Genomic DNA, 1,827 nt, shown 5'->3' with positions numbered 1-1,827 from the left:
AATTACATATTGTTATAATGACATTTATAGACTTGATGGGTGCCATAAAGCTTCTTGTTTTTCTATTGAGGCCCCAAATTACAAGATGTTTTATAAGTATAGACGTGAAAATCCTGAAATTGACTGGGTTGTATTGGGAATAAAAAAAGATGTATTATGGGAGAAAGATTGTGCTTTTTGCATTGAAAATGCGGCCAGCACATCTATTACTCAAACCTCTATCGAGTCTCGAAAAGGAATTCAAGCATTTAGACGATTATATGATGAATTTCCAAACAAACCCAACAGGAAGATTTTAAATTTACCTTCTGCTGTCCCAACTAATCCTCAAGCCGAGGTTTTAGTGTTTGGAAATGTTGAACCTTCATATATCTTTTCAGTTTGTTTTGAAAATGCTTTTATTCGTGATAAGTACAAGCAATTTGTTCCCGATACTGCAAATGTTGAAGTGCAAAATTGGTTATTTAAACCAAGAGATGACTATGAGTATTGGAGTTAAATAAGGAGGAGTTATGGCTGAGAGACCAGTTTTTATAAGTAGTGGAAAAGAAAAAGGATTTGTAAGTACAAATGACATTGAATTTGAATGGTTTCCAGGTTTTTCAATGAAGCAAAAGCAAAGATCAATAGAGTCATTCCATCAAAATTTTAAGATAATATATCCTTCTGCAAATGTCTTAGAAGTATCCAGTAAGTCAGACAAAGAATTAGGTGTATCCTTAAGTGCATTTAACTTAATGATAAAAACAAAGAATAATAAAAAATTTAGTGTTGAAACTGCATTTCAGGCGAGTAAAGTATTTGAATTTGGGGGCCCATTTGTAGATTTATATGAAAAATCTTCAAAAGAAGCTAAGAAAGATCCAAGAATTAAAGATAGTGGAAGGTTACTTTATTTTCGGTTTTTTGGAAGAAAGTGGAATTTAGAACCTAAGACTTTTTTTTATGACTGGCTATATATCAATGCATTGGCTCTTAATACAGAATTAAGTGAAAAGGTAGTGCAATTTAATGCATTTACAGATATTGAATTTAACCCTCAAAAATCAATTAATTGTCAAGCAAGATCTGTTGCTCTTTATGTTTCTTTATATAGAGCAGGCATGTTAGAAGACGCTTTGTCCTCAGCTGGAAGGTTTAAAGAAATAGTTTTTGGACAACAAAGTATTAACTACAGCGAAAATGAAGATGTAGATAAGAATGAGCAGTTAAGTATTTTTGATAAAATGGATTAATTTAAGTGATTAAATATGTGTAGGATGAAGTTGAATTTAACCCAAATATAAAAAGAACCTATTATATAAGCGATAATAAATGCTAAGTAGTGTGCGGAAAAAGCAATAAAAATGATTAGAGAAAGAAAAGGCGATTTCGGTTGAAAAGACTGTAAACTACTTAACTATATAAGTGACTGTAAAAATCTAATTGGAACACCCAAATAATTTAATACATTGATAAGATTTAGTTTTTAGGGAGGCAAGCAGTTTGGAATTTAAACGGTGAATTCCTCTGCTTTTTTATCAATTATCTACACTTAGAACTCTACACATTTTGAGTACGGAAACCAGAGAAGTAGGTGAAACTATTCACCTATAATTAAATATTTTGCACATAGTATCAATAGACCGAAAACCAATTAAGTCAATCGATAGAGATTATCTAACATTGGCTTTTTTTTGTTAAAGCACTAAAAGTTGGTTTGGAATCGTGTGGGCAACAGCTTCGATTATTAAATGTCTATAAGAATGGGTATTTCACTTCTACGAAAAAGACAAATACTGAAAATTACTTGGCTGTTCCGTTTTTTATTTCATTTTTTATTAAAAC

At 31.0% G+C, this 1,827-nt stretch carries 2 protein-coding genes; both read left to right on the top strand.

Annotated elements, in window-relative coordinates; all coding sequences use genetic code 11:
• On the top strand, positions 1-499 hold a 499-nt coding region (locus V7014_RS26730), incomplete at its 5' end, for a DarT ssDNA thymidine ADP-ribosyltransferase family protein (RefSeq protein ID WP_335512092.1).
• 13 nt (positions 500-512) lie between these two features.
• Complete coding sequence (locus V7014_RS26725) at positions 513-1,235, top strand: DarT1-associated NADAR antitoxin family protein (RefSeq protein WP_335512090.1); 723 nt, start codon at positions 513-515, stop codon at positions 1,233-1,235.
• Positions 1,236-1,827 lie beyond the last annotated feature (592 nt).

The sequence above is a fragment of the Bacillus sp. JJ722 genome, assembly GCF_036963345.1.
GTDB lineage: Bacteria > Bacillota > Bacilli > Bacillales > DSM-1321 > Bacillus_AD.
The sequence above is the reverse complement of the archived record's forward strand: the minus strand, read 5'-3'. Positions and strand labels throughout refer to the sequence as shown.